Consider the following 26,404-nt stretch of genomic DNA (forward strand, 5'->3'; position numbering starts at 1 on the left):
TGACTCCTTGGAAAGGTCGGGATCAGACGAAGACCTGGCCGGTGAACAAGCGACGGCAGGTGCGGAAGGACGTCGCCGACACGGCGTGCCACCCGCTGTCCGACGCTCGGACGTCGGCTTCGACCGGAACCACGCCGGCGGGGGTGCCGACGCGCAACGTGGAGCCGGAAGTGCTGCTCAGTTCGGCCACGAGTGTGCCGGGTATCCGCGCGGCGACGGCGAGGCACAACGCGCCGGTGCCGGGAACAGCACGATGGGGCTGGCCATTCGAGACGAAACGGGCGGAGAGTTCGTAGTCGTGTCGACCGACGCTCTGTCCGTCCGAAGTGGAATAACCGCCCGGTGCCCCGACCACGGCGATGAACGGGGTGAGCGGACGGTCCCGCGCCTCCTCGATCGTCCGCGTCAGGCCCATCGCGACCGAGGCCTGCGCCCTGATGGTGGCGATGGTGGCGAGAGCGTCGGCATCTCCATCGAGCTGTTCCGGCGTTTCAGTCCCGGTGAGACCGAGATCGTGCGCCCGGACGAAGACACACACGTTGCCGGCGTCCATCACCGAGATGCTGAAAGTGCCGGCCGGAGTCGCCAGGTCGAAGGTGGGGGAGCCGGTCGGCAGCAGCGCTCCGGTCGTCGATCCGCCTGGTTCGAGGAAGTCGAGCCGGATCGGCGCGCCTGTACCGCCGACGCCGGGGATCGGGAAAACCCCGTCTTCGACGGCCTCCCCGTCTTTCACCGTGAATCCGGCGCGCATCAGCTTGGCCGTATTCGTGTTGTGCACGACCACGGACGCGTCGCCGTCGGCCCGTTCGAGCAATCCGGAATGCAATGCGAACGGGCCGATCGCCGCGCTCATGTTGCCGCAGTTGCCGGAATAGTCGACCAGGCTACGGCCGATCTGCACCTGCGCGAAGGTGAAGTCCACGTCGGCGTCGGCCCTGTTCGACGGCCCTACCACGCAGACCTTGGACAGGGAGGACAACCCACCTCCCATTCCGTTGAGCTGACGTCCGTACGGGTCCGGACTTCCCATCGCGGTAAGGAAAAGCCGGTCCCAGTCGCCACGGTCGGCGGGGAGGTCGTCCCGGCGGAACATCAGCGCCTTGCTCGTTCCGCCGCGCATGAACGTCGCGGCCAGCCTAGCTGTCACAAAACACCGTCCGTTGCGAGATCAGAAGGTTCGGGGTGAAACGCGTGCTCGTTCGACGACCGGAAGAGTCATGCTCCCGATGCGGTCGATCGCTATCTCGAGCTTGTCGCCGGGGGAGAGGGGGCTCACGCCGGATGGGGTGCCAGCCAAAACGAGGTCGCCCGGCTGCAGGGTCACGACCGAGGAGATGATCTCGATCGCGTGCCAGACATCGACGATCATCTGTCCAGTGTGGACTGATTGGCGCACCTCGCCGTTGACGGACAGGCGGCTGTTGAGGTCGTGGGGGTCGCCGACCTCGTCCGCGGTCACCAGATACGGGCCCACCGGGGTGAACGTCTGGAAGGACTTCCGCATCGAGCGATCTTCCTGCCTGCCCTCCGGGTCGATGCGCATCGTGGCATCCACGGCGCAGGTGTAGCCGAAGACCACGGACTCCGCTTCCTCGGCCGGCACGTCGAACGCTGTCGCACCGATGACGGCGGCCAGTTCGCATTCGTGGTCGAAACGGCGCTGTGAGCCGCGCGGCAGCTCGATCGCGTCCCCCGGGCCGGCGAGGCTCCCGGGTGCCTTCAGGAAGAAGCCCATCTCGTTCGCTGTGCGCTTGCCGCTGATCGTCATTGCACCGATCTCGCCGAGGTGCTCACGGTAGTTGCCAGGCAACGCGAATATGTGGCGTGGCGACGGGGAGCAGGCACGCAACCGGACCGAGGACAGCGGGCGCCAGGGACCATCGGTCGCGCGGAGCCTGTCTACGACTTCGGCCCAGTGCGCGAGCAGCCAGTTGACGCGCTCATAGGGAACGAGGTCCAGTTCCGCGGGGAGAGAATCCGTGACGTCGCGGATCTCGTCGTCTTCGACGATGCCGACGCGGTAGTCGTCGTAGCAGGCGAGTTTCATTTCGTCCCGGTCTCCTCGCGGTAGAGCCCCAGCTTGTCCAGCGCGGGCAGGTCGTCGACGCGGAACAATGACGCTTCGCTCTCGTAGGGGTTTTCGTGGTGGTGTTCGGCCCACGGCGGAATGCTGAAGAAGTCGCCCGCGCTCCACTCGAAACGCTCATCGCCCACGACGGTGACACCGGAGCCTGCGATCACCCAGTACACCTTGCTGCCGGTGTGTCGCTGCGCGGCGCCCCGGAATCCGGGACGGAGGATCTGCCGCTTGGTGCCCAGCGATACCAGCGCCGGGCCACCGGTGGTCGGGTTCACGTACTCGGTGATCACGTCGTCGACCGGGTCGGCGGGCAGGCCCTTGGCGAGTTCGAGCGCCTCGAGCGCCTTTGCCTGCGGGTAGGCAAGCAGCGGGTTCACTGGCTGTGGGGGCTGCCGCCGCCCCGCGCGGAGTAGACCGCTGCCCAGGGTCCGGAACGACGGGTCCGGTACCGGGAGGGTGTCCTGCACGTCGCGGTCGTACTGCTCGAAGAAGATCGCGTGCATCGAGCGGACCAGGGAGATGTCCAGGACGTCGATCCAGACCATCGGCTCGTCGCCGCGGTGCACGTGGTCGTGCCACGTCCAGCTCGGGGTGAGCACGAGGTCGCCCTCGTTCATCTCGTAGGTTTCACCGTCCACTGTGGTCCAGCATCCGTTGCCGCGCATGATGAAACGGAACGCCGTCGGGGTGTGCCGGTGCGCGGTCGCGACCTCGCCCGGCAGGATGTACTGAATCGACACCCAGAACGTGGGCGTGGTCCCGAACTCGAGGCCCGGGTTGGCGAGCTTGAGCGTGCGCCGTCCGCCGCCCTTGGCGAGTGCGAGGTGCTGGTCGAGTTCGCCGACGACCTTCTCCAGTTCACTCCAGCGCCAGTGCACCGGCCGCATGGGGGAGGACGGCGTCGGGGTGAACAGCGGACGATCGCCCGGGGTCTGGACGCGAACGTTGAGCGCTTCCAGGGATGCCAGGTACGCGGGGTCCGGACCGGCCGCGTCCGCGCCGACTGGTTTGGTCATGCCTACTCCTCGCCAATAAATGGTTGAACCTTAGGTAGATCTACGCGGTATTTCGCCCAGTGTCAACACATTGGCCTGTTTGACAGGTCATTGGTTGGACCTTATCGTCTGGCGGTGTCGCGGCCGGGTCCGGCTCGCGTTCGACAACGATCCCGACGAGGTGATGACGTGGGTGCTACGGCGGCAATTCTCCGGCGACGTTTGGAAAGCGGCCCTCAGTTGGTCGTGCCCGGTGCCGCGAACGCCCTTACGGCGCGTGTCATCGAGGAGGCAGGTTTCGACGCCGTCTACGTGACCGGAGCCGGGATCGCGAACACGTTCCTCGGCGCGCCGGACATCGGCCTGGTGACGCTGTCCGAAGTGCGGCAGCACGTCGAGGCGATGGCCGATGCGGTCGGCCTGCCGTTGATCGTGGACGCCGACACTGGATTCGGGAATCCGCTCAACGTCGCGCGCACGGTGCGCACTCTGGAAAAGGCCGGCGCCGCGGCGATTCAGCTCGAGGACCAGGTGAGCCCGAAGAAGTGCGGACACTTCGCGGGCAAGCGGGTCATCCCGGCCGGCGAGATGGTGCAGAAGATCCACGCCGCGGTCGACGCCCGCGTCGACGAGTCGGTCTGCATCATCGCCCGGACAGACGCCCGCGTCGTCGAAGGATTCGACAGTGCGCTGGAACGGGCGGCCGCGTACCGCGAGGCGGGTGCCGACGTGCTGTTCGTCGAGGCCCCGCAGTCCCTGGACGAACTGCGCACTGTGCCTTCGAAGGTTCCCGGACCCCACATCGCCAATCTCGTCGAGGGCGGCAAAACACCGCTCCGCTCGGCCGATGAGCTGTCCGAATTCGCCATCGTGCTCTTCGCGAACATCGCGTTGCAGGCAGCGGTCAAGGGGATGCAGAGCGTGCTCGCCGACGTGCGGCGGACCGGGTCGATCGCGGACCTGGGCGAACGGATCGCGCCGTGGGCCGAACGCCAGCGCATGGTCCGAAAACCGGCCTTCGACGAGGCCGAACAACGCTACAGCGCTGTTTCCGACGAGAACACTGTTGAGGTGAGGTAATGACCGACCAGGTCGTCGAGGTACCTGTTCTGATCGCCGGGGCGGGGCCGGTCGGGCTCGCGTTGGCGGGCGATCTCGGGTGGCGGGGAGTGTCCTCGCTGCTGGTGGAGAAGCGATCGGGCCGGATCAGCCAGCCCAAAATGGACATGGTCGGCGTCCGGACCATGGAGTTCTGCCGTCGGTGGGGGATTGTCGATTGGGTGGAGACGGCCGGGTACAACCGCGCCTATCCGCAGGACTGCGCTTGGGTCACCAATCTCAACGGCTACGAGTTCGGCCGTGAACCGTTCCGGGCACCGCAGGACGAGGCACTGCCCCCGCAGAGTCCCCAGAAGCGTGAGCGCTGCCCTCAGAACTTCTTCGACCCGGTGCTCACCCGCTTCGCTCGTCGCAGCGAGCGCACCGAGATCCAGTACAACACCGAACTCGTGTCCTTCCGGGATGAGGGTGACAAGGTGGTCGCGACCCTGCGATCTGCTGCTACCGGCGAAGAAACGACTGTGCACGCCCAGTACCTCGTGGGATGCGACGGCAGTGAGAGCCAGGTCCGTTCGGAGCTCGGTATCGAGATGTCCGGCAAGGGTGTGCTCAGTTACACCACCAATGCGATCTTCCGGTGCGACGGCTTCGAACAACTGCACCATCTCGAACCGGCGTACCGCTACATCTTCATCGGTCCGGAAGGAACCTGGGCGACTCTTGTCGCGATCAACGGACGGGACCAGTGGCGGTTCTCGCTGATCGGTGACGACACGCAGAAAGAGGCGACCGAAGCCGACCTTCGGGCCGCGATCGTGCGGGCATTGGGGAAGAACTTCGACTTCGAGGTGCTCTCGATCCTGCCCTGGGTGCGCCGCCAGCTGGTGGCTGACCGCTACCGCGACGGCCGGGTGTTCATCGCGGGCGACGCGGCACACCTCACATCGCCCACCGGTGGTTTCGGGATGAACACGGGCGTGCTGGACGCGGTGAACCTGTCGTGGAAGCTCGCCGCGGTCGTGCAGGGCTGGGGTGGCCCCGCGCTGCTCGACAGCTACGAGATCGAACAGCGCCCGGTCGCGATCCGCAACGTGAACGAGGCCGGCGGGAACCTTGAGCGCATGCTCTCCCCTCGCATCGCCACACCGGATCTCTTGATCTTCAACGGCGAGGGTGAGACCGCCGAACGTGCACGGCGCGAGTATGGCGATCACTACACCGAGATGATGAAGCGCGAATGGTTCAGCATCGGTATCCACCTCGGCTACGCCTACGAAGGCTCACCGGTCGTGGTGCCGGACGGGACGCCTGCCCCGGAGATGACCGTATCAAGCTACACACAGACCGCGAGGCCTGGTTCGCGCGCACCGCACGTGTGGTTGGGCGAGGGGTACAGCACCCTCGACGAGTACGGCCGCGAGTTCGTGCTCGTGAGTTTTGCCGGTACGGCGGGTACGGACGGCATCGTGGCGGCTGCGGACCAGCTCGGCGTGCCGTTGCGTGTCCTGGCGGTTGACAGTGCCGAGGCGGCCGCCTTGTACGCCGCGGCTTACGTACTCGTCCGGCCGGACGGCTCGGTCGCCTGGCGTGGCGATGGCCTGCCCGCGGACGCGAGCGAGGTGCTCGACGTGGCACGCGGCGCGCGAGCGCTGGCGACAGCCCTTCCGGTAACCAGGTAATGACACCCTGTTGTCTATTAGTTGGGCCTTAAATCAACGTTTAATCCCAACGATATTGCCATCATGGTCTTGAAAATCTAAAAATAGTTCAATGGCCCAACCATGGGCCTCGTATTGGCCGATGCGCGGCGTGCGCGCATTGCGTAGTGACAAGGGAGTCCTATCGTGCCAATCACTGACGCGCTGCTCGACGTGGCGAACCTCGGTGTCGGCTACGGCCGGGGAACGACCGCTCTGCGCGGCGTGAGCCTCAGCGTCCCCGAAGGCACCGTCGTTTCGTTGCTGGGCAGCAACGGGGCTGGCAAGTCCACTTTGCTGCGAGCGATCTGCGGAACTCTTCCGTTGCACGGAGGGATGGTGCGCAGCGGCCACGTCGCCTTCGACGGTCTGCGGACGGACAGCTGGAGTCCGGCCCGGATCGTCGAAGCCGGTGTGCGTCTCGTCCCGGAGGGACGACGGATCTTCGCGGGCATGACCGTCGAGGAGAACCTGCTGATCGGTGGTCTGCGCGGCGCCGGGCGCAGGTCGCGCCGGAAACGGATCGCCGAGCTCTACAGCACGTTCCCTGTGCTCGAGCGCAAGCGGCAGCAGCGCGCGGTGCTGCTGTCCGGGGGAGAACAGCAGATGCTGGCGATCGGTCGCGGGCTGATGAGCGGGCCCCGGTTGCTGCTGCTCGACGAGCCTTCGCTCGGGCTTGCGCCGACGATGATCGCCCAGGTCGCGGACGTCATCGGCAGGATAGCCGAACAGGGAATGGCTATCCTGCTGGTCGAGCAGAATGCCTCGATGGCGCTCCGTCTCGCGGAACGGGTCATCGTGCTGCGGACCGGGGAAGCTGTTTTCACCGGGACCGCGGACGAACTACGGACCGACGACGCGCTGCACCGTGCCTACTTCGGTGCGGCGCAGGCTGCCGTGAGCGGGGCGAGCGCATGACCGCGGCCGTACCCGCGCAACGACGCGGTGAGCTGCTCGAAGTCCGGGACGCCGTCGTTGGGTTCGCGGGTGTACTGGCAGTCGATCACGTCTCGCTGACGGCGCAGCCCGGCAAGATACACACCGTGCTGGGCCCGAACGGGGCGGGCAAATCGACCTTGTTCAACCTCGTTTCCGGCTTCTACACACCGGCCGAGGGCGAAATTCGCTACGGCGGGCATGTGCTGACCGGCAGGCGACCGCACCAGATCGCCAGGCTTGGCGTCGCACGCACCTTCCAAAACCTCGAACTGTCGGCCGGCGAGTCCGTTTTGGACAACATCCAGCTTGGATGCCACCTGAACGAGTCTCCGGGGGTGCTGCGAGCGTGTGTCGGCTGGGCTGGTGCCGCGCGCAGCGAACGACGGTCCCGCGAACATGCCCGTGCCATGGCCGAACTGGTCGGCCTGGCCGATTTCGTGGCCGAACCGTGCGGGCGTCTTCCTTACGGGGTGCGGAAACGGGTGGAGATCGCCCGCGCACTCGCTTCGTCTCCCGGGTTGCTCCTGCTGGACGAACCGGTGGCGGGCATGACGGCGGACGAGGTCGCGGCCATGCAGGAGGTCCTCGCACAGGTGCACGACGCCACCGGCCTGACCATCCTGCTCATCGAGCATGACGTCGAATTCGCACTGGGCCTGGCCGACGAGGTCACCGTCATCGACTTCGGCAAGGTCATCGCCTGCGGTTCGGCGGAAGAGATCCGTGCACACCCGGCGGTCATCGAGGCCTACCTCGGCACCGGCCCGGCCGACGACGAACTGGCGACCACGACGGGCGGGAACTAGACATGGACTTCCTTGGGAACCTGATCAACGGCGCCTCGCTCGGGCTGATTTTTGGCGTGATCGGGATGGGCTTCGTGGTCATCTACCGCTCCACCAACGTCATCAGCTTCGCGCACGGCTCCTTGCTGGTCTTCGGTGTGTACGTCATGGCGAAGGTGCAGGACGTGACCGGTTTCGGTCTTGCCGTTGTGATTGGCATCGTGTCCGCCGCGGTCTCGGCGGGCCTGCTGCATCTGCTTTTCCTGCATCCCGTCCGGCTTGCGCCACCGGACATCGCGGCCACGATCACGATCGCCGCCAATGTCGCGATGGCCGCCGCGCTCACTCAGCAGATCGGTCCGGACGTGCTTTCCGTGCACGCCCCGTGGGCCAGCGGTGTGGTCGACCTCGGCGGGATCCGGATCGCGGTCTCCCGGCTGTGCGCCCTTGCCGTCGCGGCGATCATCATCGCCGCGGTCACGCTCGCGAACCGCTACACGATGTTCGGCCTGGTTTCGCGGGCCGTGGCGGAAGACAAGAAAACGGCGAGCTTGATGGGCGCGCGGATTCCGCGTGTGGCGTTGAGCGCCTGGCTACTGGGTGGCGCGATGGCGGCCGTCGCCGGCCTGTTCATCACCGCCTATCCCAGCGTCGGACTGGTGGCCGGGACCTCGGACATCGCGTTGCTGGCGTTCCCAGCGGTCGTGATCGGTGGCCTCGACTCGATCGGTGGAGCCGTCGTGGGAGGCCTGCTCGTCGGGATCGCGCAATCACTGGTCGTCGACTACCAGCACGCGCTCACCTTCCTCGCCGGGTTCGACACCGCGGTGCCCTGGCTGGTGATGGTGGTCGTCTTGCTCATCCGTCCGACCGGGCTCTTCGGCAAGAAGCCCCTCTACCGGATCTAGGGGACAACGATGACGAACATCAACGTACGGATTCCCGAATCCACTCCGGTCCAGGTTGCCGCGCCGAAATCGGCACAGCGCGACGGCAAATCGTGGCGTCGGCCACGTGCTCTGCTGCTCGGCGCTCTGCTCGCCGCGCTGGTTGTGGTCGCCCCGTTCCTGCTCGGGTCTTTCTGGCTGCAGCTACTACTGCTCAGCGGTGCTGCCGGCGTGGGAGCGCTCGGTCTGCGTTTCCTCGTCGGCGTCAGTGGTCAACTGTCGCTGGCGCATGCGTTTTTCATCGGTATCGGTGCCTATGGGTACGCGAAGCTCGGCCCGGGAGTTTCCGGGGCGACGGTGAGCAGTGTGGGTCTGCCATCCGCTGTCGCGGCGTTGTGCGCGATCCTGTTGGCGGGGCTCGTCGGTTTGCTGTTTAGTCCGATCGCCGCCCGGCTTCGCGGAATCTATCTCGGCCTTGCCACGTTGTCGCTCGCCGTGTTCGGTACCGACTTGTTGCGCAACGCCAATTCGCTGGGCGGCGCGTACGGTCTCGACACCGCACCGCTGAGCATCGGCGGGCTGCGCTTCTCGGTCGACGATCCGACGGTCGCCGTATTCGGCACCCCGTTCGGCACGGAACAAGCCCTGTGGTTCCTGGTCGCTGTGGTGCTCGGGTTGTGCTTCTGGTTCATGCGGAGGATGGAGCGAACCCGGGCGGGCCGGGCGCTCAAGGCGGTCCGGGACAGCCCGGCCGCGGCCGCGAGCGCCGGGATCCACGTGCAGACCTACCGCAGCCTCGCCTTCGTGGTGTCGTCACTGGCGGCAGGGGTGACCGGGGTTTTGCTGGCGCTGATCTACGAACACATCGTTCCCGAGAATTTCGGGTTCACGTTGTCGGTGCTGTATCTGGCGATGGTGGTGCTCGGCGGAACCGGTTCGGCAGTGGGCTCGCTTTTCGGTGCGCTGGTCGTCACGGGCCTGCCGCTCATTCTCTCCGAGTATTCGTCGGCGATTCCGTTCCTCACTCAGCCAGGACAGTCCGGCGGTCTCGATCCCGGCACGCTGTCGCAGTATGTCTTCGGCATCGTCCTGATCGTCGTATTGCTGGTCCGGTCGACGCCGATCAGTACGAAAATCGCCGGCACACTGCGCCGCCGCAGGGTCGAGGAGGTGAACTCGTGAAACGCCATACGCTGACTGATACCCACGAAGAATTCCGCGCGAGCGTCCGCGATTTCATCAAGCGCGAGGTTGTTCCGGATTTCCACGAGTGGGAGCAGCAGGGACATCCGCCCCGGGATTTCTACCGGAGGCTCGGCGAACTGGGAATCCTGGGGCTCTGGGTCCCGGAGGAGTACGGCGGCGGCGGCGCGACTAGCTACGCGTATGCGGCTGTGCTCATGGAGGAAATCGCCGCCGCCGGCGTCGGTTTCGGTTGCGCGATTCCACATTCGACGCTGATCCTCGCGTATCTGACAGCCTTCGCCTCCCCGGAGCAAAAGGCGCGATGGCTGCCGGGAGTGGCTTCCGGTGAGACGCTCCTCGCCATCGCCATGACCGAACCGGGCACCGGATCCGATCTCGCCAACATCTCTACGACGGCGCGCCTCGCCGGCGATGGGTCGCACTACGTTCTCAATGGCGCCAAGACATTCATCAGCGGCGGTAGCGTCGCCGACCTGGTGCTCGTCGTGTGCCGGACGGCGCCGCGCGATCCGGACAACCGCCGGGCCGGCTTGTCGATCCTTGCCGTCGACACGACCACACCGGGTTTTTCGGTCGGTCGCCGGCTGGAGAAGATCGGCCTGCACGCCAACGATCTCGTGGAGCTCGCCTTCGATGACGTAGTCGTGCCGGTAGACAACCTACTGGGGGACGAAGGGCGCGCGTTCGAGTACCTGAGTCACAATCTCGCGCAGGAAAGACTGTCGATCGCACTGACCGCGAGCGCCGCGGCCCAGGCCGCGGTGAGACAGACGGTCGAGTATGTCTCCGGGCGCACCGTGTTCGGGAAGCACCTGTCAAGCTTCCAGAACACCAAGTTTTCTCTCGCGGCAAGTGCCGCGACCGTCGAGGCCATGGTCACGATGACCGATCGCGCACTCGAACTGTTCGATGCCGGGGACCTGGCGCCCACCGACGCGGCGAAGGCGAAACTGTTCTGCACCGAGCAGGCAGGCGCGGTCATCGACCAATGCCTGCAGCTGCACGGCGGTTATGGCTATATCACCGAATACCCGATCGCCCGGCTTTATGCCGACATCAGGGTCGCGCGCATCTACGGCGGCACGAGTGAGGTCATGAAGCTGATCATCGCCAAGTCGCTGGGACTCTGAGCGGCCGGTCGTCCACGTGTTCCTCTTGGCCGGACGACTCTGTGATTTTAAAGGTCCAACCTTGAGCCACTTTGCTGGACTGTAGGTCTTGACAAGTAATTTTAAAGGTTGAACCATTGATGAAACGGTTCCGCGGGGAAGGAAAGCTCGTGCCTCATTCATTCAGCCCTGCTGACAGCGTGGTCGTGGTGACCGGCGGTGGCAGCGGGATCGGCCGCGCGCTCGCCGTGCACGCTGGTGCCGAGGGCGCCCGTGCCGTGGTCGTCGTCGACCGGGACGAGGGCGAAGCCCGGGCCACGGCCGACCGGTTGACTCGTGCCGCCACGGCGGTCTTCGCCGCGGACGTCACGGACGGGGCGGCCATTGCCGGAATCGTCGAACACGTCGAGGAGGAGATCGGACCCATCGACCTGTGGTGCTCGAACGCCGGGGTGCACCGCGGGGAGGGGTTGGGGCAGCCAGCGGACTGGGAGATTTCGGTAGGCGTGCATGTGCGTGCCCACGTGCACGCGGCGCGATATGTCGTCCCGCGCATGGTGGCGCGCGGCCGGGGCACTTTGCTGGTGACGGCGTCCGCCGCGGGCTTGCTCAGCGACGTCGAATCGGCGCCCTACGCGGTGACGAAGCACGCGGCCGTCGCCCTTGCCGAGTGGTTGTCGATCCGGCACGACGACGATGGCATCGGCGTGTCGTGCCTGGCGCCACAGGGTGTCAAGACCGCGATGAACAGTGCTCGCCGTGACGGCCGGACCGGGTTCGGTACCGACTACCTCGAGCCGGATGCGGTGGCGGCCAAGACTTTCGAAGCGTTGGCTGCGGGCACTTTCCTGATTCTGCCGCACCCGGAAGTCGCTTCGTACGAGCAGCGGCGCGCAGGCAACCGTGAACGGTGGCTGGCCGGCATGCGTCGGCTGGCAGCGCGGGTGTCCGCATGACGAACCACCATGGAGGAGGATCGATGACCGACGTCGAACTGCACTACCCGATGAGCCGGACCTGCCCGTTCGACCCGCCACCGGCCTACGCCGAGTTGCGCAAGTCAGATCCGTTCACGCGTGTCCGGCTTTGGGATGGCACGGCACCGTGGCTGCTCACGCGTTACGACGACATGCGCGTGGTGCTCGGGCATCCGCAGTTCAGCGCGGAGCCGTTGCGCGAGGGCTATCCCCACGTCTTCGAAGGGCGCATGGTCGCCGACAAGGCTGACAAGTCGTTCCTCCGGCTGGACGCGCCCGAACACGACCGGTTGCGCCGGATGGTCACGCGCGAGTTCACCGTCAAGCAAGTCGAGGCTCTCCGGCCCTTCATCCAGGGAATCGTCGACAAGCTGATCGACCAGATGCTCGAAGGTCCGCGGCCGATGGAGTTCGTCGAGCAGTTCGCGCAGCCGTTGCCGACTGAGGTGATCACTCACATGCTCGGCGTGCCGTACGAGGATCACGATGTCTTCCACCGGGCGACGCGGACGCAGTTCGGCTCGAAGTCCACACCGGACGAGGTCCGTGCTTCGCTGAAGGAGCTGATGGCCTACCTCGACGACCTGATCTCCCGCAAGCAGCGCGAGCCGCAGAACGACATTTTGAGCCGCCTGGTCAAGGAACAGCTCGAGCCCGGTCATCTCGATCGTGGCGCGATGCTCAACATCACCCGGCTGCTGCTCAGTGCCGGCCACCAGACGACCCAGAACATGACAGCTCTCGGGGTGCTGACCATGCTTCAGCATCCGGATCAGCTCGCGGCGATCAGCCACGATCCGGGCCTGATCCGCGGCGCGGTGGAGGAGCTGCTGCGCTACTCCAGTGTTCTACACACCGGGGCCCGACGTGTCGCGCTGGAGGACATCGACGTCAACGGGCACCTGGTGGGCAAGGGTGAAGGCGTCATCTGCGCGATCCCGTCGGCCAACCGCGACGAAAACCTCTTCCCGGACCCGGACCGGTTCGACGTCACCCGGGACGCCGGACCGCACGTCGCGTTCGGTTACGGCATTCATCAGTGCCTCGGCCAGGTTCTCGCCCGCGCCGAGCTGCAGATCGTGCTGCGCACGCTGTTCACCAGGATTCCCGGCCTGCGGCTCGCGGTCCCCTTCGAGGAGCTGCGATTCCGGCACGACATGTTCGTGTACGGCGTCTACGAGCTCCCGCTGACCTGGTGAGCCTGCCCGGAATTCCCAACCACTCCAGCAAGTCAGGAGACCACCCATGCACGTGAAGATCGACGACAAGCGGTGCATCGCCGCGGGGCAGTGCGTGCTCAACGCGCCTCAGGTCTTCGACCAGCGCGACGAGGACGGGATCGTCGAGCTGCTCGACGAGAACCCGCCGCCCGACCAGCACAACGCGACCAGGCTGGCAGCACGGCTCTGCCCGGCCGAAGTGATTCTTCTCGGGGAGGAATGAGTGACCACCGAAACCGCCCGCGCCCTCGACGGCGTGCGTGTCCTCGATCTCACGCAGTGGGAGGCCGGGTCGATGTGCGTGCAGTCGCTCGCCTTCCTCGGCGCGGACGTGATCAAGGTCGAACGGCCGGGTGTCGGTGACTCCGCCCGGATCGCTTCGGCCGACAGTGCCGACGTTGACTCGTTGTTCTTCCTGGTGCTCAACTCCAACAAGCGTTCGGTGACGTTGAACCTGCGGACCGAACGCGGCAAGGAGTTGCTGGCCGAGCTGGTCAAGCAGGCCGACGTGTTCGTCGAGAACTTCGCCCCGGGCACGATCGAGCGGCTCGGCTTCGGCTACGACCGCCTTCGTGAGCTCAACCCCAGGATCATTTTCGCTTCTGTCAAAGGATTCTCGAAGTTCAGTCCCTACCGCGACTTCAGGTCCTTCGACGCCATCGCGCAGTCGGTCGGCGGCGCGGTCGCGTTCACGGGTGAGCCGGGCGGCCCGCCGCTCAAGCCCGGTCCGACCTTCGCCGACACCGGGGCCGGCCTGCATCTGGCGGTCGGTGTGTGCGCGGCCCTTTACCAGCGGCAGGTCACCGGGCAGGGGCAGCAGATCGAAGTGGCCATGCAGGACGCGGTCATGAACTTCTGCCGCATGACTTACGGCCGCCACCAGATGACCGGCAAGCCGGCCGAACGAGTCGGCAACGGCTCACCCAGCAGCACCTCGGCGCCGTCCGGGCTCTACCCGTGCCTGGGCGGGGGGCCCAACGACTATCTGTTCATCTACACCGCCCGCGACGAGATCAGCGGCAACCAGCAATGGCGGCGGCTGCTGGACACCATCGAACGGACCGATCTCTACGACGACGCGAGGTTCGCCACCCCGGAGAAGCGCTTCGCGAACCGGGAGGACGTCGACCGAATCCTCGGGGAATGGACGGTTCAGCACGAAAAGCGTGAGGCCATGGAGTTTCTGAACAAGGCGGGCGTTCCGGCCGGCGCGGTTCTGGACAGCGGCGACCTGATCGACGACGCGGCCTTCTACGACAGCGGGATGCTCAACGTCGTCGAACACCCGGTGCGTGGTCCGGTCGTCCTGCCCGGCTGGCCGGTCCGGATGAGTGCGTCGCCGAGCCCGGTGATCACTTCGCCGCCGCTGCTGGGCGAGCACACCGACGACGTCCTGTCCGAAGTGCTGGGCATGACACCCGAATCCGTTGCCCCGCTGCGCGCGGACGGAACGGTCTGACAATTCACCCCGATGTGATTCCACCATCAAAGGAGATGAGGAGCACATGAACAGGACGAGATCCGTCGCGGCCGCCGGTCTGGCGGTTGCCCTGCTGTCTGCCGGTTGCAGCACGATCGACAAGTCGTCGGCGGAGACCGCGGGCCCCGGCGTGACCAAGGACAGCATCACGCTGGGATATCTGACCGACCTCTCCGGTCCGGCCAGCGCTTCCGGGAAGGTCAACTACCACGGTGCCGAGCTGTACATCAACCAGCTCAACAAGAACGGTGGCGTGTGCGGCCGGCAGGTCAAGCTGACCGCGCAGGACCACCAGTACGACCCGCAGAAGGCGCTGAGCCTGTACCGGGAGTCCGAACCGGACGTCCTCGGGTACGTCTCGACCCTGGGGACGCCGGTGCTGTCCTCGCTGTCCTCGAGGTTCAAGAGCGACCAAGTGCTGACCACGACACTGGCGTGGGACTACAGCCTGCTGGCGAACAACTCGTTCATCACGGTGCCGTCTACGTCCGATATGGACATGGTCGCGGGACTGGGATACCTGAACGAGAACGGGTTGCTGCACAAGGGCGACGCGGTCGGCGAGATCTACATCCAGGGCTTGGGCGTGTCCCAGGTGCCGGGTGTCGACTACGCCGCCCAGCAGCTCGGGCTGACCGTGCAGAAGGTCGAAGTCGCGCCGACCAGCAGCGACATGACCAGTCAGATCCAGCGTTTCAAGGACGCCGGGGTCAAGGTGATCGCCGCCGAGGGATTGCCGACCCAGACCGCGGCCATCGCCACCGCCGCCACTTCGGCGGGGCTCAACGTCCCGATCCTGACGGGCACCGCCGGTTTCGTCTCGCAGCTGATGACGACCGGGGCCGCGTCCGCGTTGCAGCAGCATCTGTACGTCCCACTTGGGTGGTCTCCGTATTCCGCGGACAATGCGGCGATCAACGAGCTCCGGGCCGCATACCAGGCGGATCCGGGTGGCGTGGAGGCGGATGCCGGGCTCGTTAACGGCTGGAGCCAGGCCAAGGTGTACACCGATATCATCGCGAAGTCGTGTGATCAGCTCACCCGTGCGGGGCTGGAGAAGGCGTATCGGTCCATCTCGGATCTGAAGGTCACCGGGCTCCTGCCCGACCTCGACTTCTCGCATCCGGGCAAACCCGCGGCGCGGGCCTACAACATCACGAGGCCCGACAGCACGGTGCAGGGCGGGCTGAAGATGGTGTCCCAGCCGTTCATCACCCCGAGCCTGCTGGCGGGCTACCAGCCGCCTGAGGGTTGATGATGGATTCCACTCTGGAGGACCACGTCCGCGAGGCGCTGCTCAGGTACGACATCGCACCACCGGCAGAGGAGCTGGAGCTGGCCGTCGAGTCCTACCGCGACACCCTGGCCGGCATCGGGCACATTCGTGAAGCGCTGCAAGCGAATCCGGATGTGTATCGATGATGGAGTTCAAGTCCATAGTGGATGCTCTTGCCGCGCTGGAATCCGGTCTGGTTTCAAGCGTCGAGCTCGTCGAAGCGGCGCTCGCGACCGCGGACGCCGTTGACGGAAAACTCGGTGCGTTCGTGACCCGCTTCGACGAGAAGGCGCTCCGCGCTGCCAAGAAGGCAGACAGGGCAAGGAGCGCGGGTGTTGCGGTCGGGAGCCTGCACGGGATTCCGGTCGGGGTGAAGGACATCCTCACCACCGAAGACGGACCGACAACGGCCCAGAGCCTTGTCCCTGATCCGAACGGTGCGAGCGGAAGGCTGGCCGACGCTACGGCTGTGCAGCGGCTGCGGTCAGCGGGAGCGATCGTGCTCGGGAAACTGTCCACAATGGAATATGCAGTCGGGATGCCAGATCCCGCGTCGTCCTTCCCGATGCCGCGGAATCCGTGGGAGCCGGCTCGGTGGGCCGGCGGATCCAGTTCGGGGTCGGGTAGTGCCGTGTCCGTCGGGGCCGTGCTGGGTGCGCTCGGTACGGACACCGCGGCCAGCATTCGCATGCCGGCCGCGTTCTGCGGCGTCACCGGGCTGAAACCGACCTTCGGGCTGGTCCCGCGCACCGGATGCATCCCGCTTGCGCGAACTCTGGACCACGTCGGCCCACTTGCCCGGAGCGCGCGAGACTGCGACCTGATGCTGGACGTGCTGGCCGGTCACGACGGGGCGGACGTCGATTCCGTGCGCTCGCCCCGTTGGCACGGCGAGATCTCGCGCACGGGACGGCTGGACGGCGTCCGTATCGGGCTCGACCCATTGGACCGGTACGGAACCGCACGGCGGGACAGCGCGCTCGACGGGGCGGTCGACCAGGCGATGCGCAGTCTCGAAGATCTCGGAGCCGAAATCGTGCCCGTGGAGCTTCCCTGGTATACGGAAGTTTCGGCTGCCGCCAAGGTGATCCTGCTCGCCGAGGCGTTCGGATACCACCAGGACGCTCTCCGGGAACACTGGGATTCCTATTCGCTCAGCACCCGGTTGAGGGTGAGTACCGGCGCGTCGCTGTCCGCCGGGGACTACATCGACGCTCAGCGGGTGCGCCGAATGGCGGGAAGTGCGATGGCGGGAGTCTTCCGTGAGGTCGACCTCATCGTCACCCCGACGGCCGGCCGTGGTGCACCGTTGATCGCCGACATGCACTACGCGAACGGCGCGATGGATCTCGCCTTTCCGCTTTACACGGCCTACTGGAACATGCTGGGCAATCCTGCGGTCTCAGTACCGATCGGGTTGTCCGTATCAGGTGTGCCGCTGGCGATGCAGATCATCGGCGAACCCTTTCGCGACAAGGACGTTCTGACCGCGGCAGACGCGTACCAGTCCGTGACGGACTGGCATCGAACGCTGCCCGCGATGGCCGGAGGAGAACTATGACCGGAGAACAAGCACTGTCCGGAATCAAGGTACTGGACCTGTCCCAGTGGGAGTCCGGTTCGATCGCCGCGCTCTCGCTCGCGTTCATGGGCGCCGACGTGATCAAAATCGAGAGCCCGGCCGGCGACTCGTCGCGGGTCGTCGCCGCGGACACGCCCGACGCGGACTCGATCTACTTCCTCGTTCTCAACACCAACAAGCGGTCGGTCACTCTCGATCTCAAGTCCGCAGACGGACGGCAGGCCCTGGAACGGTTGATCGAGCGCTGCGACGTGCTGATCGAGAACTTCGGTCCGGGCACCATCGAACGGCTGGGGTTCGGCTACGACCGGGTGCACGAGCTCAACCCCAGGATGGTCTACGCGTCGATCAAGGGATTCGGGCCACACAGCCGATACCGCGACTCGCTGTGCTTTGACGCCATCGCGCAGTCGATGGGCGGTTCGGTGTCGTTCACCGGTGACGCCGACGGACCGCCGATGAAGCCCGGCCCGACCTTCGCGGACACGGGCTCTGGACTGCACCTGGCCATCGCGATCTGCGGTGCTCTGCTGCAACGCCACAACACCGGGCGGGGACAGCGCGTGGACGTCGCGATGCAGGAAGCGCTCCTGAACTTCTGCCGGGTGCCGATCGCGCGCCACCAGGTGGAGGGACAGCCGGCACGGCGGGCGGGAAATGGCTCACCGACCGGGTCGGCCGCGCCGGTCGGCATGTACCCGTGCAAGGGCGGCGGTCCGAACGACTACGTAACCTTGTTCACCCCGCGCGATCCGGTGAGCGGGAACCGTCAGTGGGCGGCGGTCCTCGACGCGATGGGCCGCACGGACCTGTTGAACGATCCGCGTTTCGCCACTCCGCTTTCGCGCTATCAGCACCGCGCCGAGGTCGACGAGATCGTCTCCGCCTGGACGATGCGGCACACCAAGCACGATGCTTCCGACAGACTCAACGAGATCGGGGTTCCGGCCGGTCCCGTGCTCGACACCGGGGATCTGCTGGCCGACGAATCGATGTTCGCCAGCGGATTCCTCGCCGAGGTCGAACATCCGACGCGAGGTCAGGTGGTCCTGCTGGCCTGGCCGGTTGCGATGAGTTCTTCACCGCGGCCGGAGGTCACCGCACCACCGCTGCTGGGCCAGCATACCCAGGAGGTCCTGGATGAGTTGTCCGGCGGCGACGAGGGCGCGCTCGCACGGTGACGGCACCCTCGTCGCCATGGTCAGGGGGCGATCCGGGTCAGCAAACCCAGGATCGCCCCGCTGACCGGCTCCGGCTGTTCGACGTTGACGAGGTGCGCCCCCGGATCGACGAGCGAAAGCGTCGCGCCGGGGATCGTCGCGGCGATGAGCTCCGAATGCTCGGGCGGCGTTCCTGGGTCCTGCTTGCCGACGACCACCGCTGTCGGCACGTCGATCCGGTCCAGCCCCGAAAGCAGATCCATGCCGGCGATCGCTTCGCACCCACCTGCGAAACCTTCCGGTGACGTCTCGAGAATCTGGTCGCGCACCCATTTCACGGTATCGGGATGGGCCACGGAGAATTCCGCCCCGAGCCAGCGGGGGAGAAACGCATCGGCGATTTCCGTCGTGGACCCGGCCGCGCGCACCTTCGCCGCGCGTTCACTCCACGCCGAGGCCGGCGCCAATGCCGCTGAGGTCGCACACAGAACGAGTCCGGTCACCCGCGCGTGCGTGCGCTCCGCCAGCCACATCGCGACCATGCCGCCCAGGGAAAGGCCTACGTGCGCTGCTTCGGCGATGCCCAGGGAATCCATCAGTTCGAGCACATCCGTGCCGAGATCGTCCAATGTGTACGGTCCGGGAGCCGGAAGGGAGCTGCCATGTCCCCGGTAGTCGTAGCGGACGACCCGAAACCCCGCCGCGGTGAGGGCCCGGATCTGCGGGTCCCACATCCTGAGGGCGCACCCCAATGAGGTGTGCAGGACGACGGCAGGGCCGTCCTTGGCTCCTTCAACCCTGTGGTTCACCTGCATGGCGGTTATCGGCCGCTCCACTTGGGGGCACGGCGTTCCTTGAACGCGAGTGCGCCTTCGGCGGCATCCTCGGTCGTCAGGAGGCGGGCCTGGATCGCGTCGGCGAGCGCGTAGTAACCCGCGGGCGGGGGAGTGACGAGGTTACGCAGGAGGGAAAGCGTCGCCGCGACTGCCTGCGGGGCACCGTCGCAGATCCGGGTCGCGTACTCGTGCGCCAGCGACAGCACGTCCGCCCCGACGGCGTTGACCAAACCGAGCTGAACCGCTTCCTCGGCGCCGATTTGCCGCCCGGTGAGCGCCAGGTCCGCGGCGATGGCCGGCGGCAACGCCCGTGCGGCGAAGGGAAGACAGTCCCCGCCGCCAATGAGCCCGCGCTTGACTTCCGGGAGCGAGAACGTGGCGTTCGGCGCGGCGACGACGAGCTCGCAGGACAACGCGATCTCCAGCCCGCCACCGACGGCATAGCCGTTGACCGCGGCGATGAAGGGCTTCGTCCGTGGCTTGCGCACGAAACCGCCGAAGCCGAAGGGCTCGATGACCGCTCGCGGTTCCCCACGCTGGCGGGCACCGAGGTCCGCACCGGCACTGAACGCGACGGAACCGCCGCCCGTGACGATTCCGACCCAGATCTCCGGGTCGTTCTCGATCTGGTCGACGGCGGCGGTCAGCTGCCTGGCGGAGTCGAGGTCAAGCGCGTTCCGGACTTTCGGCCGGTCGATCGTGATCGTCGCGACGTGACCGTCGCGATCGACCCGGACGGGGTTCTCCGCGGGGGCGTCGGTCTTGGTCAAGGGCTTCTCCTCACCAGCGCTGTTCTTGTTCGGATACACCCATCGTATAAATGGTTGGTCCTTAAAATCAACCTCATGACAACGGAAAGTGGGCATAGGTCAATGGTTGGTCCTAAAAATTCGAGTCGCTTCGATGTTGTTGTGCTGGGCGGTGGCATGGCCGGCCTGTGCGCGGCGGCTGCTGCGACCAGTTCGGGCGCTGTGACAGCTGTGCTGGAACATGCTCCGGTGATCGGCGGTTCCGCGGCGCTGTCCCACGGCACCGTCTGGACCGTGCGAGACAACGAGGTGCTCCGAGCCGAGGACCCCGGTCCGCTCCAGTCGCACGGTGGGACCGTCGTGGCAGGCTTCGTCGCGGCCGTCGGCTGCCTCGCCCGGTTCGGGACGGCGCTGGGCGACCCTGTGGAGACCCGGAGCCGGCGTGCGCGGCGGTTCGACCTGCCGCTGACGTTTCTGCGTATGGCGCAGGAGGTGCAGCGCGCGGGTGGCGCGGTATACACGTCCGCCTCGGTCGACGAGATCACCCGGGACGGTGCAGGATTCCGGATCAGGATGAACGGGGGAGCCGATCTGCTCGAAGGGCAGGCGATCGTGTTCGCCACTGGTGGCCGGCAAGCCGATCCCGCCGTACGCGCCGACCTGGCCGGCGCTGCCGCTGTTCTCCGCGCCAACCAATACTCCGATGGAGGTGGCATCACACTGGCCCGGTCGCTCGGCGCCGAGGTCAACTTCGCGAACCGGGGGTTCTACGGGCACCTCTTCCCCCATGGGATCGCCCCGCTGTCAGGCTATGACTACCGGGCTCTCGCGCTGTACCACAGCACGCACAGCGTGCTGCTGGATCGCGCTGGCCACAGGTTCACCGACGAGACCGCCGGAGATCCACGCAATACGATCGCACTCGCCGGCCGAGGCGGCGACGGGGTGCTGTTGTGGTCGGCAAAGGTTCAGGCGCGCGCCGAGTCCGAACCCGCGCCCGTGGACCTCGCCATCGACAGGTGGGCCTACGCGCGTGACCGTGGGGGTCAAGTCGCGCGCGCGGAGTCCGCCGAGGATGCGGGGCGGGTGCTGCGTTCCTGGGGGTTCGCCGAGTTCGCGGACAGCCGGTCCGCCAGGGATCTTGGCGACGGAGCCGTTTTCCTCACCCGCGTGGCCCCCGCGGTCACCTACACCTACGGCGGGATACGCGCCACATCCCGGGGTGAGGTGCTCGATTCCAGCGGGGACGTCGTGCCCGGCCTGTTCGCAGCAGGCGCAGATATGTCCGATATCTACCACGAAGGCTATTGCGGTGGCCTCAGCGCGGCGACGGTCACCGGCATGACAGCCGGAATGGCCGCGGCCGCCCTGGTGTCGCGACCCAGGTAACGGATGGAGCCGGATCGCCTATCAGCCGCGGCTGCCGGGTTCGAGTTCGAGGACTGGGCGGATGCGACTGAGGTCAAGTTCGGTAAAGACGTCGATGTCGGGGGGTTCGCGGCGTTCGGTGTTGAGGAACCGCTCGAACAGCAGCTGGTGTTTCACGGCGTCCACGTTGGAGATCCGCAGGGCGTAGCAGACGGCGGAGGTGGCGGCGGATCCCCGGCCCTGGGCGAGGATCCCGGATTCGCGGGCGAAGCGCACGATGTCCCAGACGGTCAGGAAATAGCCGGGAAAGCCCAGCTCTTCGATGACGGCGAGTTCGCGGTCGATGACCGCGTAGGCGTCGGGGTTGTGGTCGCGGGGGCCGTAGCGGTCGGCGGCTCCGGCGTAGGCGAGGTGGCGCAGGTAGTCGGCTTCGTCCGGGAATCCGTCGGGGACGGGGAACGGGGGCAGCGCGGGAGCGAGCAGCCGCAGGTCGAACGCGACCTCGCGGCCGAGGCGGGCGGACGTGGCGACCGCGCCGGGGTAGCGGGCGAACATGTCGTGCATCTCGGCTCCGGAGCGCAGGAACGCGGTGCCGGGGCCGAGCCAGGGCTGCATGTCGTCGAGGGTGCGGTGCGCGCGGATCGCGTCGACCAGGTTCGCGTGCGGGGCTTGGTCCGGGGCGGCGTAGCGGGCGTTGGTCGTGGCCGCGACCGGCAGGCCGTGCTCGGCGGCGAGTCCGGCGAGGACGTCGTTGTGCTCGGAGTCGAGCGGGTGCTGGTGGTCGGTGAGCTCGACGACGACGTGGTCGGCCCCGAACCAGTCGACCAGGTCGCGCAGCGCGTCGGCGGCGGCCGCGGTGCCGCGCTCGACCAGTGCCCGGCGGACGTGGCCGCGGCGGCCGCCGGTCGGGACGAGCACGTGCCCGCGCAGGTCCTCGACGGTCGCGTCCAGGTCGTAGACGGGAGCGTTCTTGCCGCCGGCGAGCGCGGCGCGCGAGATCGCCCCGCACAGCCGCCGGTAGCCGGTGAGGTCGCGGGCGATCGCGAGCAGGCTGGTTCCGGCGGGGTCGGGCACGCCGGCCTGCTCGCCGGGCAGGTCCAGCGACAGCTCGGCGCCGTGGCCGACGGGCAGGCCGTGCGCGCGGGCGGCCTGGGCCAGGCGGACCGCGCCGTGCATGCCGTCGCGGTCGGCGAGCACGAGCGCGTCCAGGCCGAGCCGGACGGCTTCGCCGACGAGTTCCTCGGGGTGGCTGACGCCGTCGAGGAAGCTGAAGTTGGACCGGCAGTGCAGTTCGGCGTAGGGCACGCGGCGCCCGTCCGGGCCGAGCGCGGGATCGGCGCCATCGGCGGGGCCCCGGGGTTCGCGGCTCCAGGGCGAGGCGTCCCCGTCGTGGCGGCGGGGCGGGGGCTGCTTGGCCGCCAGGCGGCGCAGCTGTTCCGCGAACGTCGACCGACCGGACAACCCGGGCACGCACGGCTCTCCATCTCGCCGCACGCCGAGGGGAAGTCAGCGCGACACGCATCAGAAATCGAACACTTGTACCCATGCGGGCACGACAGGGATCGTGTGCGTGACATGCGCTGATCGCAACATGGCAGGTCTGACAGTAGCCCGTATGGAGTATCCGGTGGGGTGGCTGGGGTTGGGCGGCGGTGCGCGCTGACGGCACATCCGGCTCGGCGAGGTTGACACCCACGCAGTGCGCAGCGCTTCCCCGGGAGCTGGTCGGCCTGTTGTGAGCGATGCAGGCTGCATCGCTCCCCACCCGGCGTGTGTGCGTTCTGCACGAGGGCAGACTTCGTCCTCGTTCTGGGCTGCCTGGTCGGCCTGGTCCTTCTTCCGCGGCCGGCCACTTCGAGGTCTGCAGGTGCCGGTGCTGCGGCCAGCTACCCGGCGGCTTGCCGCCAGGCCAGGAACGCCGCGTCTTGCTCGATCGGCTCGGGCTGGCGGTGATCGGGCATCGCGGAGGCGGGTTGCCAGCGGACGACGGTGGGGCGGTCGCCGGTGCCGATGAACTCGCCGAGGGCGAGGCTCGCGTAGATGACTGCGAGTTCCTCGCCTTCGGTGCACCCGACTGGCTGGCCTCCGGTCCAGTATTCGCGCGCTTCGCCGCCGAGGAAGGTGCCGACTGGCACGAATCGGTTGTTTTCGCCGTCCTCGTACCAGGCGAGAGTGCCGCGGTCGCCGCGGAGCCCGACCAGCAGGCAGGGGCCGCCGTCTTCGGGCCGACCGCGCCACACTGTCCAGAGGGTGCCGGTCGTCTCGCCGCGGAGGCTCCGGTGGGTGCCGGACTCGAGGAAGGGCACGAGGCCGGCGCCGAGCTCGGCGAGCTGGGCGCGGCTGGCGATGTTGTATCGCCGCGCGTTCTCCAGGTCGAGCGGTGTGATAGTCACCGGGGCCTCCCGTAGCGCTTCGTGTATGGCCGATTGTCCTGGTAGGAGCCGTAGATCGTCAAACTCTGCGAACCGACGGCGGGCAGGAGCCTGTCGAGCGCTTTGGTGCACACGGTGGTGAAGTCCGCGAATTCTTCGACTCCGCACGGGGTGTTGTTGATAGCGATCTCGACGTCGCCGATCGCGGGGTTCATCCGCATGAGGGCAACGACTTTGATCTCCGCGTGGTATTTCAGAAAGTCGGCCTGGCGGTCGGTGTAGCCGTGCTCGCGCAGGAGGTCCTTCGCTCTGTGCGTGAGCGGGTCGTTGGCGCCGCCGCTCGTCACCGCGGGCAGCACACGGCCGTTCACCCGCGCGATGGCGAATGTGCGGCCGCCGTCGTTCGCTCCGTGGATGACGCGTTTGGGCAATGCTGCGGCGAGCTGGGAGGCTCGCTCGTCGTAGCAGTCGCCGTAGGAGTTCGTGTAGGCGCGGCGGGGTTCGTCTCCGGTGTTCGCGTCGTCGTTGATCTAGGCTCCCCGCGCAGCAGGCTCGAGGCCGGTTCGCTCGAATCCATGTCGTGTGGCTCAAACTTACCGACCCGGGCGGTTGAGGTGCGATGCACGCTGCATCGTGTTGTTTCCGTGCTGCCCGCGCCGCAGGGACGACAAAGCCCACCGGTGCGCGCGTAGGCTGCGAGCATGGCGGCGAGAGTGCCAGCGGACTTCTGGGATCGGTGGGACATCTGCCCCACGATGTTCAGCGCGAGCTGCGGGCCCGCAGTCGGCCTCCGACAGCTCGGCCAGCTCATCGCCGACGCGGTGCCTGCCGCCGAGTGGCCGATCGGCGCGGTCATCACCCGGCTTGAACCGCAGCCGGACGAGATGCTCGCGGTCCACCGGTTCGCCTGGCGGACGGGTCAGGTGCCGATCGAGCGAGCCGCCCTGTACCTCGCAGCCCTTTACGCCGCTCCCGGAGAGGGGCGTAAAGGCGCGGCCGAGCTGCAGCTGATGGCTTTCGAGGCTGCCGCCGCAGCCGTGGCGACCGCGTTCGGATCCCAGGTCAGCATGTCCTGCGTGCCCGTGGTGACCCTGGACATGCTGCAATCGCTGTGGATGACCGGACGCGACTACTTCTGCACCGCAGTCCCGACAAGCGCCGGTCCCGCAGCGTTCTGAGTCCTCGCAGGAGCAGCAACCGATGCCTCGGCGGGAGATTCGACCTCGCGACGGATCGCGGCCGCGAGACAGCACTGGACTACGTGGCGGGCACGTTCGCAGGAGCGGTCGCGCGGAAGACCGGCTCGGCCGCGCGCACCACCGGCAGGTCGGTGACTAGCACCAACCGCCCGCCTCCAGCACTCCGCCGGCCCACCGCCGACACCGTAGAACCAGCACCCCGCCATCGCCAGCGCAAACGACACCGATTGCCACAGAAATCCCTACACCACAACGGCTCTGACGATTAGGGGCAGGCACTAAGGTCGAGCCCAGCGCATTCCCGGCTCGCCGAGCAGCGCCTCAGGGACGCGGGGGCCGTTGCCGGGTTGTCCTCGTCCATGTCAGCGGGCCTCCTGGGCGACGCGGACGGTGCCGACGAGGAACGCGCTGGACTCGACCAGATCGACGGCGTGGTCGGCGGTGAGGTGTGCGCATCCGCACCGCTCGTCGTTCTCGTTGAGAAGTTCGGCGATCTCGTCGACTGTGTCCTCGGGCACGGGGGCGTGGTCCCAGTGGCGGGTGCACGGGCCGACGACGAGGTCGACACAGCCGTCGCGCCGGGCGGTCTCGGCCCAGCCCTCGGGAAGGTCGAGTTGGCACAGCAGCAAGTGGTCTGGTGTGCCGTCGGCTGCGTCGCGGGCGGTCCGGATCGCGATCCACGGCGGTCGATCTTCGGTGGCGTGTTCGGCGGCGATCCGCAACGTCCAGTCGGTTTCGTCTTCGAGGTCGTGGACGCGGCCGACGCCTTCGCCGCTGAGGTAAAGCTCGAGTTCGGTCAGCCACGCGAACGAGCCCTGGCCGTGATCCCGCACGACGTGGGCAGTCAGCAGCAGCATCGCGTGCCGGGTGTCGTCGTCGGGGTCGGTGTCGAGCAGAGCGCGGGGTTCGAGCGCGAACTCGCCGGCCATCGAGGGTTTCTGGCTGGAAGGCAGGTAAAGGGGCTGCGGTACGGAGGAGACGGTCGGAGGAGCCTGCCAGGCGATCGACGACGGCCGGCAGGCGGCGTGGTACTTCTTCGTGGCCAGGTGCCGGGTGGCGGGGGAGAGGTCGGGATCGTAGGCGGTGACGATCAGCGAGATGCTGCAGTCGGTGTCGCGAGCGTTTCCGGGCTCGCCGCACCGGTCGCAGACGAAGTCCGGGGACACCTCGTTGTCGAGCCAGGCGTAGAGGTCGCCGTAGCCGATGCCGCGCCAGCTCTCGCCGGACAGCCAGGCCCGCACGTCGTCGGTCAGTGCCCACCGGTGCCGAGGCTGCCAACGCTCGGCAGCGCGGAGGACGTGGCGCAGGGCGGCGGAGCGGGCCATGCCGGTCCGCGCGGCGAGGCGGCAGGCCTGCGCCTTGCGGGCGTTCGGCTGGTCGGGGTTTGCGGAGGTCGTGGCCATGGCCGGGATCCTTACGCTGCGGGCG

At 67.2% G+C, this 26,404-nt stretch carries 26 protein-coding genes; 17 read left to right on the top strand and 9 right to left on the bottom strand.

Annotation, left to right across the window (positions count from 1 at the left end; all coding sequences use genetic code 11):
• Positions 1-22: 22 nt before the first annotated feature.
• The 3 genes from DMP23_RS42915 to DMP23_RS42925 are packed head-to-tail and all read right to left on the bottom strand — an operon-like array spanning position 23 to position 3,096.
• Positions 23-1,147 carry a 2-methylaconitate cis-trans isomerase PrpF family protein gene (locus tag DMP23_RS42915; RefSeq protein ID WP_337824554.1) on the bottom strand — a complete coding sequence of 375 codons (1,125 nt, stop codon included), beginning with the start codon at positions 1,145-1,147 and terminating at the stop codon, positions 23-25.
• Positions 1,148-1,168: 21 nt separating this feature from the next.
• The gene (locus DMP23_RS42920) at positions 1,169-2,047 is read right to left on the bottom strand and encodes a fumarylacetoacetate hydrolase family protein (RefSeq protein WP_337824555.1); all 879 of its coding nucleotides are present in this window, start codon (positions 2,045-2,047) and stop codon (positions 1,169-1,171) included.
• Positions 2,044-3,096, bottom strand: a complete 1,053-nt coding sequence (locus DMP23_RS42925) for a cupin domain-containing protein (protein WP_337824556.1) — start codon at positions 3,094-3,096, stop codon at positions 2,044-2,046. The genes DMP23_RS42920 and DMP23_RS42925 overlap by 4 nt, the downstream gene beginning before the upstream one ends.
• Before the next feature lie 168 nt (positions 3,097-3,264).
• Here DMP23_RS42925 and DMP23_RS42930 point away from each other — a divergent pair, with 168 nt between their 5' ends.
• The 15 genes from DMP23_RS42930 (at position 3,265) to DMP23_RS43000 (ending at position 18,473) form a co-directional block, all read left to right on the top strand.
• Complete coding sequence (locus DMP23_RS42930; RefSeq protein WP_337824557.1) at positions 3,265-4,155, top strand: isocitrate lyase/PEP mutase family protein; 891 nt, start codon at positions 3,265-3,267, stop codon at positions 4,153-4,155.
• The gene (locus tag DMP23_RS42935) at positions 4,155-5,813 is read left to right on the top strand and encodes an FAD-dependent oxidoreductase (RefSeq protein WP_337824558.1); all 1,659 of its coding nucleotides are present in this window, start codon (positions 4,155-4,157) and stop codon (positions 5,811-5,813) included. The genes DMP23_RS42930 and DMP23_RS42935 overlap by 1 nt, the downstream gene beginning before the upstream one ends.
• A 165-nt stretch (positions 5,814-5,978) precedes the next feature.
• Complete coding sequence (locus tag DMP23_RS42940) at positions 5,979-6,749, top strand: ABC transporter ATP-binding protein (protein WP_337824559.1); 771 nt, start codon at positions 5,979-5,981, stop codon at positions 6,747-6,749.
• Complete coding sequence (locus DMP23_RS42945; protein ID WP_337824560.1) at positions 6,746-7,576, top strand: ABC transporter ATP-binding protein; 831 nt, start codon at positions 6,746-6,748, stop codon at positions 7,574-7,576. The genes DMP23_RS42940 and DMP23_RS42945 overlap by 4 nt, the downstream gene beginning before the upstream one ends.
• 2 nt (positions 7,577-7,578) lie before the next feature.
• Positions 7,579-8,463, top strand: coding sequence for a branched-chain amino acid ABC transporter permease (locus tag DMP23_RS42950; protein ID WP_337824561.1), 885 nt, complete (start codon positions 7,579-7,581; stop codon positions 8,461-8,463).
• Positions 8,464-8,472: 9 nt separating this feature from the next.
• A complete protein-coding gene (locus DMP23_RS42955) occupies positions 8,473-9,624 on the top strand; it encodes a branched-chain amino acid ABC transporter permease (protein WP_337824562.1) in 1,152 nt (383 codons plus the stop codon).
• Positions 9,621-10,778, top strand: a complete 1,158-nt coding sequence (locus DMP23_RS42960) for an acyl-CoA dehydrogenase family protein (RefSeq protein ID WP_337824563.1) — start codon at positions 9,621-9,623, stop codon at positions 10,776-10,778. Before DMP23_RS42955 ends, DMP23_RS42960 begins: the two co-directional genes overlap by 4 nt.
• Before the next feature lie 149 nt (positions 10,779-10,927).
• Positions 10,928-11,713, top strand: a complete 786-nt coding sequence (locus DMP23_RS42965; RefSeq protein ID WP_337824564.1) for an SDR family NAD(P)-dependent oxidoreductase — start codon at positions 10,928-10,930, stop codon at positions 11,711-11,713.
• Between the two features lie 23 nt (positions 11,714-11,736).
• Entirely contained in the window at positions 11,737-12,933 is a 1,197-nt protein-coding gene (locus DMP23_RS42970; protein ID WP_337824565.1) for a cytochrome P450, read from the top strand.
• Positions 12,934-12,979: 46 nt separating this feature from the next.
• Complete coding sequence (locus DMP23_RS42975; protein ID WP_337824566.1) at positions 12,980-13,177, top strand: ferredoxin; 198 nt, start codon at positions 12,980-12,982, stop codon at positions 13,175-13,177.
• Positions 13,178-14,413: a CaiB/BaiF CoA transferase family protein gene (locus DMP23_RS42980; RefSeq protein ID WP_337824567.1), complete on the top strand. Its 1,236-nt coding sequence runs from the start codon at positions 13,178-13,180 to the stop codon at positions 14,411-14,413.
• Positions 14,414-14,459: 46 nt separating this feature from the next.
• Positions 14,460-15,689, top strand: a complete 1,230-nt coding sequence (locus DMP23_RS42985; RefSeq protein WP_337824568.1) for an ABC transporter substrate-binding protein — start codon at positions 14,460-14,462, stop codon at positions 15,687-15,689.
• A gap of 2 nt (positions 15,690-15,691) precedes the next feature.
• Positions 15,692-15,856, top strand: a complete 165-nt coding sequence (locus tag DMP23_RS42990; RefSeq protein WP_337824569.1) for a hypothetical protein — start codon at positions 15,692-15,694, stop codon at positions 15,854-15,856.
• The gene (locus DMP23_RS42995; protein WP_337824570.1) at positions 15,853-17,271 is read left to right on the top strand and encodes an amidase; all 1,419 of its coding nucleotides are present in this window, start codon (positions 15,853-15,855) and stop codon (positions 17,269-17,271) included. The genes DMP23_RS42990 and DMP23_RS42995 overlap by 4 nt, the downstream gene beginning before the upstream one ends.
• Positions 17,268-18,473, top strand: a complete 1,206-nt coding sequence (locus DMP23_RS43000) for a CoA transferase (protein WP_337824571.1) — start codon at positions 17,268-17,270, stop codon at positions 18,471-18,473. The genes DMP23_RS42995 and DMP23_RS43000 overlap by 4 nt, the downstream gene beginning before the upstream one ends.
• A 20-nt stretch (positions 18,474-18,493) precedes the next feature.
• Here DMP23_RS43000 and pcaD read toward each other — a convergent pair whose 3' ends face one another.
• Together pcaD and DMP23_RS43010 are read right to left on the bottom strand one after the other, a co-directional pair.
• A complete protein-coding gene (gene pcaD / locus DMP23_RS43005; RefSeq protein WP_337824572.1) occupies positions 18,494-19,267 on the bottom strand; it encodes a 3-oxoadipate enol-lactonase in 774 nt (257 codons plus the stop codon).
• Positions 19,268-19,272: 5 nt separating this feature from the next.
• Positions 19,273-20,154: an enoyl-CoA hydratase-related protein gene (locus DMP23_RS43010; RefSeq protein WP_337824573.1), complete on the bottom strand. Its 882-nt coding sequence runs from the start codon at positions 20,152-20,154 to the stop codon at positions 19,273-19,275.
• On the opposite strand from DMP23_RS43010, the gene DMP23_RS43015 reads away from it, so the two are divergent.
• A complete protein-coding gene (locus DMP23_RS43015) occupies positions 20,134-21,426 on the top strand; it encodes an FAD-binding protein (RefSeq protein WP_337824574.1) in 1,293 nt (430 codons plus the stop codon). The two genes, DMP23_RS43010 and DMP23_RS43015, sit on opposite strands and share 21 nt — an antisense overlap.
• Before the next feature lie 21 nt (positions 21,427-21,447).
• Here DMP23_RS43015 and DMP23_RS43020 read toward each other — a convergent pair whose 3' ends face one another.
• The 3 genes from DMP23_RS43020 to DMP23_RS43030 all read right to left on the bottom strand — a co-directional run bounded on the left by DMP23_RS43020 (position 21,448) and on the right by DMP23_RS43030 (position 24,148).
• Positions 21,448-22,875, bottom strand: coding sequence for a PHP domain-containing protein (locus DMP23_RS43020; RefSeq protein WP_337824575.1), 1,428 nt, complete (start codon positions 22,873-22,875; stop codon positions 21,448-21,450).
• A 416-nt stretch (positions 22,876-23,291) separates the two neighbouring features.
• On the bottom strand, positions 23,292-23,798 hold the full coding sequence (locus DMP23_RS43025) for a hypothetical protein (RefSeq protein WP_337824576.1): 507 nt from the start codon (positions 23,796-23,798) through the stop codon (positions 23,292-23,294).
• Positions 23,795-24,148, bottom strand: coding sequence for a DddA-like double-stranded DNA deaminase toxin (locus DMP23_RS43030; RefSeq protein ID WP_337824577.1), 354 nt, complete (start codon positions 24,146-24,148; stop codon positions 23,795-23,797). The genes DMP23_RS43025 and DMP23_RS43030 overlap by 4 nt, the downstream gene beginning before the upstream one ends.
• Positions 24,149-24,478: 330 nt before the next feature.
• Here DMP23_RS43030 and DMP23_RS43035 point away from each other — a divergent pair, with 330 nt between their 5' ends.
• A complete protein-coding gene (locus tag DMP23_RS43035; RefSeq protein WP_337824578.1) occupies positions 24,479-24,955 on the top strand; it encodes a hypothetical protein in 477 nt (158 codons plus the stop codon).
• A 383-nt stretch (positions 24,956-25,338) separates the two neighbouring features.
• Here the strand turns inward: DMP23_RS43035 and DMP23_RS43040 are convergent, their stop codons facing one another.
• Positions 25,339-26,379 carry a hypothetical protein gene (locus DMP23_RS43040; RefSeq protein ID WP_337824579.1) on the bottom strand — a complete coding sequence of 347 codons (1,041 nt, stop codon included), beginning with the start codon at positions 26,377-26,379 and terminating at the stop codon, positions 25,339-25,341.
• Positions 26,380-26,404 lie beyond the last annotated feature (25 nt).

Origin of the sequence: Amycolatopsis sp. A1MSW2902 (genome assembly GCF_017312175.1) — a bacterium.
Taxonomy (GTDB): Bacteria; Actinomycetota; Actinomycetes; order Mycobacteriales; family Pseudonocardiaceae; genus Amycolatopsis; species Amycolatopsis nivea.